Annotated in this window: 4 protein-coding genes and 1 pseudogene; all 5 read right to left on the bottom strand. The window is 42.6% G+C overall.

The window, feature by feature from the left end; translation table 11 throughout:
• A pseudogene (locus tag KH180_RS16405) lies at window positions 1–244 on the bottom strand (hypothetical protein); the annotation flags it as partial.
• A gap of 176 nt (window positions 245–420) precedes the next feature.
• On the bottom strand, window positions 421–2325 hold the full coding sequence (locus KH180_RS16410; RefSeq protein ID WP_290762384.1) for an InlB B-repeat-containing protein: 1905 nt from the start codon (window positions 2323–2325) through the stop codon (window positions 421–423).
• 136 nt (window positions 2326–2461) lie between these two features.
• On the bottom strand, window positions 2462–2836 hold the full coding sequence (locus KH180_RS16415) for a hypothetical protein (RefSeq protein WP_290762387.1): 375 nt from the start codon (window positions 2834–2836) through the stop codon (window positions 2462–2464).
• 153 nt (window positions 2837–2989) lie between these two features.
• Window positions 2990–3961, bottom strand: a complete 972-nt coding sequence (locus KH180_RS16420) for a helix-turn-helix transcriptional regulator (protein WP_290762389.1) — start codon at window positions 3959–3961, stop codon at window positions 2990–2992.
• 153 nt (window positions 3962–4114) lie between these two features.
• Window positions 4115–6335: InlB B-repeat-containing protein (locus tag KH180_RS16425; RefSeq protein WP_330624619.1), on the bottom strand; the 2221-nt coding region annotated here is incomplete at its 5' end.

Below are 6335 nucleotides of genomic sequence, written 5' to 3' on the forward strand. Positions count from 1 at the left end.
GTATGTCCGTGTTCTTTTTACTGCTGGTTTCTTCTTGCTTTTTATTCAAGTTTTTCTCTTCTTCCGGAAGCTCAATTTGCTCCACAGCAGTTTCCTCAGTCACCGCTGTGATCAAATCTTTGTTTGCCTCCGTCGTCTCTTCTGCTGTACTTTCCGCCTCCTGCTCTGCCGCAAAAATACTTCCCTGAGCTGCGGCCAGTATCAGTGCCGCGGCAAATATCCAGATTTGTTTTTTCTTCTTCATCTTTCTGTTCCCCCTGTTTATACTGTTCTTCTTCCACTCCGCTTTTTATATCAGGTATCTCTCTATAAATAAATAGTTAGTTTATCTTTAAATTTTATAAATAATACCGGGAAACAAACTTATAGATTTTGTTTCCCGGTATGAAACCCCTTATATCCATTTATTCTTAATGAAATCTATTTTCTTGACTTTCTTCTATAATAACCGATTCCGGCCAGAGAAAATGCCAAAATTATTCCAAACTCTAATACCTTTGCCTCATCTCCGGTTTTTACAGTATTTGTGGCTGACCCTTCTCCTGTTTCTCTTTTACTGTACTCCCAGTCAGGCATCTGCTTTTCTTCTGTCACCTGCTTTGCCGCAGCAGTATTTGTCTCTTTCTTTTTTGTTTCTGTCGCAGTCTGTGTCGTTTCTGCAGCTTCTGTCTTTGTTTTCTCTTTCCACCTAGCTTTCAGTGTTATATTTTCATAAACCGGATCTTCAAAGTTCCACTCTGTCTCTTTTCCATCCTTGTCTGTGTAGTACCAGCCTTCAAAAATATAACCTTCTCTTATCGGCTCTTCTGGCTTTTGTGCTTTCTTTCCGCTGTCAATACTCTGCATTTCGGGTGCCTTACTTCCTCCCGATGTATCAAAAGAGATCTCTACAGTTCCTGTGAGTGATACTTCCACCGTCACCGTTTCTCCGTCCGGTGTCTCATATGTCAGTGGATATTTTCCGGTATTTTTTGAGGTCTTTGCATCGTTGATAGTTTTCAGCTGTTCTTTATTGATCTTAAAATCTTCCAGCTTCAGATTGTTCCCATCTTTATCCTTGCCTTTAATGCCGCAAAGATTCTTAATCTCTTCATCTGTAAATGCCTTTCCTCCGGTTTCCTTCTCCACATCATTGGCTCCTACCATTCCGCTGTCCGAATCACTTCCGGGTACCGCAGCATCTGTGCCGTTTCCTCTCAAAGATACAGTAATCGTTACCTTGGTTCCGTTTTCTGTGGCAATGGTCAGCGGAAAATCTCCGATTTCTCCTTTTTGCTTGGCCTCATTGATGACCTTCAGCTGCTCCTTATCCGGAAGCGTAAAATCTTCTGTATTAAATGGATTTCCGTCCTTGTCCTTTCCATTGGCCTTTGCCAGTTCCTTAATCTGTTCCTCATTGAATTCTTTGCCGCCTGTTTTACTGATTACATGATTGGCACCAAGCTGTTCCTTGTTGTCCGGATTAACTTCATTTTTATCCCGGAAAGGTCCAAAGTAGATCATCGTGAAGTATTTGTCTACTTTAATATCCTGTTCTTTCTGGAACGGTGATTCTGCCGTAAAGTTATACTCTGTTTCCGATGTCCCGTTCTGAATGTACCCCTGATATCCCTTGTCCGGAACTGCAACAACATGTGTGGCTTTCCCAGGTGTATTATTAGGATTTTCCGGTTTCCCGCATCCAATTCCAGGCATATTGGAGGCATGATCACCCACCGCTCTTACTATGGTGTTGCCGCCGCTGATTTCTATATTTTTAATATCAAATAATCCTTCAGCTGTATATATATAATCAACACCTCCTCCTGACCCGATACCCGGGGCATTTTTTCCTCCTACAGCGTAAACACTTCCTCCGCTGATATACAATCCATCAAGAGGAACACAAAAACTCCCTCCTATTCCTGCACAATACTCTCCGCCAAACGCACTAATTATCCCCCCTGTAATCCGGATATTTTTTGTAAATTCGCCGCTGGTGGAACTGGCACACGCAGACCCAATAGCGCTCATATGCTCTCCTGCCTTCGCATTGATGACCCCGCCCTTGATGGTCAAATTTGAAAATCCTTTCTCATTGGCGTCTTCTCTATTTAAACAGCTGCTTCCCAAGGCAGCGGCATGCAATACCGTTCCTTTTACTTCCAGTGAACCACAATTCCCTTCTTCGCACTGATGCCCTTTTTCACTTGCATGCTCACACTGAATGACAAGCTTGGTATCATCCATCCCGTCTTTCACTAACGCTCCATAATTCTGAATTCCACAAGAAAGTGTGTTCTTCCCCACCAACGTGACTGTCACATTGGCATGGGATACGTCCATACAGTTTTTATTTCCGCTGTTGCTGGTAATACTGACATTATCCAGTGTAACGTCAGTGGTGACTCCTGATTCTACTTTAATACAATTCGAAGTGGTTGTTCCTTTAATACGGTATCCCAGAGGGTTTAAAGATGTCTCACTGCTTGTACCCCCCCCCGGTCGCTCCGGCGCTTGTAAGCGTGATATTTCCTTTGCTTACGTCCAGTAATGTCTGCCCTTCTGCTGTCTTTTTTACAGGCTCTTCCGCCTGTTTTATCGATATGTCCGTGTTCTTTTTACTGCTGGTTTCTTCTTGCTTTTCATTCAAGTTTTTCTCTTCTTCCGGATGCCCAATCTGCTCCTCAGCAGTTCCCTCAGTCACCGCTGTGGTCAAATCTGTGTTTGCCTCTGTTGTCTCTGTTGCAGCCTCAGCTGTACTTTCCGTCTCCTGCTCTGCTGCAAAAATACTTCCCTGAGCTGCGGCCAGTATCAGTGCCGCAGCAAATATCCAGATTCGTTTTTTCTTCTTCATCTTCCTATTCCCCCTGTTTTTATATTTTACCACTTCGAGTTTTTATATCAGGTGTGAATCCTCTCCTGAAAAGTTAGTTAAAGTCTGTTAAAAAAAGAAAACCACACAGCAAATAATATTGCTGCATGGTTTTACAGATTGAACATGTAATATTCACAAAATCTTTCGTACCGGCCTGATATACTTAAAATGCTTTTCCGGGTTAAAATAAAAATAAATGATCCTGCCGGGAGAAGTATCAAAGCAGTAACCAGTTCCCTCGAAATCAAAATCTGCCATTGCTTTTTCAATCTTTTCCTCTACACTGCGGTTTTCCTGTTCATAATCAAACGGACCATGTTCAAAAACTACATACTCAGCTTCAGGGATATCTGATAAATACATTTGCGGCGGTATTTCCCCTTTATAATCAGCCGGCAGACGCACACCATAACACTCTGTGCGCAGGAAGCCCCAGCCGCAAAGTCTTCCGTCCGGGTCATTGATATACGCCATAATCTGTCCGCTGCCGCTGTTAGGCTCACTGCCGCCGTCGTCATCCAGCTTGCCCTTGATACTGTCAAGCAGGCCGCAGACCGTCTCGTAATCCTGTCCCGGGATAAGATTTTGTTTCTGCCAAAAATCCCAGTACCCGTTGCTTTCATAGTTTTTTATGTGCAGATACTTGTGGGCAGGAATTGTTACAAAATAAATTTTAATATCATCTGTAGATTTCATCATACCAATTTCTCCAAATCCTAAAAAGTAGCGGTCGAACGGGTTTATTTTTGTACGGAGAACCAAAGGCTTGGGATTTTTCCGGTATTCGCTTGGAGTTACTCCATAGGTTCTTTTAAAAGCCCTTGTAAATGCTTCATGGGATGAAAAGCCATAATCAAATGCAATGTCCAAAATGCTCTTTTCACTGTCCCTCACCTCTTTTAATGCAAAAGCCAATTTTCTAAGCCGCAGATAATCCCTGAATTGTAAACCTGAGATTTCTTTAAACTTTCTCGTTGTATAAAATTCAGAGTAACCCAGCTTGTGGGAAAGAAGAGACAGCGTCAGCGCTTCATCATCATACTTCTTAATACATCTGTCAATTTCATCAACGATTATTTGTATCTGCTTTCGCCATTCGTACATTTCTCTGTTCACCCCGTTTCATCCGCCCTAAATATATTATATGAAAGCAGCTTGGCTTCTGCTTGATTTTACTTGCTATTATACAGCTTAACCTCTTTTACAAATTTCTGTCAAAAAACCGGAACATTATCAGAAGAATGTTCCGGTTTCGTTTTATCTCATCTTTTTATACATAAATCCTGCTCCTGCCAAAGAAGCGCCAAGAAGGATAAGTAAGACTATGCTGTTTTTTTCATCTCCGGTTTTCGCCGCTTTTGTAGAAGTCTTCTCTGTTATTTTTCGTTTGCTGTACTCCCAGTCCGGTATTGGTTTTTCAGCTGCAGCCGGCTTTTCGGCTGTAGCTGAATGTTTTTCTGTCGTACTCTGATCCTTTTCTGTAGTTTCTGTTTTAGGTTCCTCTTTCCACCTGGCTTTCAACATCATGTTTTCATAAACCGGTTCTTCAAAATCCCATAGAACTTCGTTTCCTTCTTTGTCTGTGTAGTACCAGCCATCAAAAATATAACCTTCTCTTACCGGAGCTTCTGGTCTCAGTACTTTTTTACCACTATCCGTACTCTGCATTTCCGGCGGTCTGCTGCCTCCATTTGTATCAAAAGATATTTTAACCGTTCCTGTGAGCAACACTTCTACTGTTAACTTTTCTCCATCCCGGGTCTCATATGTTAACAGGAACTTCCCTGTATTCTTAGAAGTTTTGGCTTCATTGATAATTTTCAGCTGTTCTTTATCTATCTTAAAATCTTCCGGCTTCAGATTATTTCCGTCTTTGTCTTTACCTTTGATCCCGCACAGTTCTTTGATTTCATCTTCTCCAAATGCTTTGCCACCGGTCTCTTTTTCCACATCATTGGCGCCCACCATACCAGATTCGGTTCCGCCGTCCAATATCGCTGCATCAGTTCCATTTCCTCTCAGAGAGACAGTGATCGTTACCTGTGTATTATTTTCTGTGGCAACCGTCAGCTGATAATCCCCGACCTCTCCTTTCATCTTTGCCTCATTGATGACATCGATCTGCTCTTTATTGGGCAGAATAAAATCTTTGATATTAAAAGGATTCCCGTCCTTATCCTTTCCATTCGCTTTCGTCAACTCCTTGAGCTGCTCCTCATCGAATCCCTCTCCCCCGGTCTTGCTGATTATATGATTGGCTCCCAGCTGTTCTTTCGTATCTGAGTTTATTTTATTTTCATCTCGGAATGGTCCGAAGTAGATTATAGTAAAATATTTATCTACCTTGATATCTTGTTTTCCCGGAAAAGGTGATTCGACCGTAAAGTTGTACTCCGCTTCTGAAGTACCATCTTGTATATATCCTTGATAGCCGGAATCCGGTACTGCCGAAACATTTTCTGCTTGTCCTGTGACTGTATCCGTTTTTCCACATCCAATCCCCGGCATATTAGAAGATTGGTGTCCAACCGCTCTTACTAAGGTATTTCCTCCACTTATAACAATATTAGATACATCATAATCAAAAGGTCTGGTTCCGATCTGATCTCCTCCGGATCCAATCCCCGGAGAATTTTCTCCACCGTATGCATAAACAGTCCCACCTGTAATATAGATTCCGTCTACAGGAGTACTGCAGCCGCTTCCAATTCCTGCACAGTACTGGCCTCCCTCCGCCGTAACAACTCCCCCGCTTATTCTGATATCTTTTGCATACTTCCCGGCTCCGGAACTACCGCATGCTGCGCCAATTGCACAGTTATGTCCACCAGCTTTTGCTTTTATAATACCTCCCCTTATATGTAAATTTGAAAATCCATCTTCTTCAGCAGTGATTCGGTTTACAACACTGTTTCCAATTGCGGTGGCGTGAAATACAGTTCCCTTTGCCTCAAGAGAACCGCAGGTTTCCTCTGTACACTGATGTTCTTTTTCTCCTGCATGCTCACACTGTATAACAAGCTTGGTATCATCATCCATTCCGTCTTTCACCAGGGCTCCATAACCTGTCTCTCCGCAGGACAAAAGATTCTCTCCCACTAAAGTAATCGTCACATTGGCATGGGAGACATCCATACAGTTTTTATTTCCGCTGTTGCTGGTTATACTGACATTATCCAGTGTAATGTCTGTAGTAACTCCTGGTTCTACTTTAATACAATTCGAAGTGGTCGTTCCTTTAATACGGTATCCCAGAGGGTTTAGAGATGTCTCACTGCTTGTACCCCCCCCGGTCGCTCCGGCGCTTGTAAGCGTGATATTTCCTTTACTTACGTCCAATAAGGTCTGCCCGTCCGCTGTCTTTTTTACAGGTTCTTTGGCTTGTTTTATCGGTATGTCCGTGTTCTTTTTACTGCTGGTTTCTTCTTGCTTTTTATTCAAGTTTTTCTCTTCTTCCGGAAGCTCAATTTGCTCCACA

It is taken from the genome of Anaerostipes sp., assembly GCF_018381315.1.
GTDB lineage: Bacteria > Bacillota > Clostridia > Lachnospirales > Lachnospiraceae > Anaerostipes.

Bases quoted from the DNA above. Each gene is read 5' to 3' on its own strand.
- KH180_RS16410 (WP_290762384.1), bottom strand. From the start codon at position 2,325: ATGGACGTATCCCATGCCAATGTGACAGTCACGTTGGTGGGGAAGAAC.
- KH180_RS16415 (WP_290762387.1), bottom strand. From the start codon at position 2,836: ATGAAGAAGAAAAAACGAATCTGGATATTTGCTGCGGCACTGATACTG.
- KH180_RS16420 (WP_290762389.1), bottom strand. From the start codon at position 3,961: ATGTACGAATGGCGAAAGCAGATACAAATAATCGTTGATGAAATTGAC.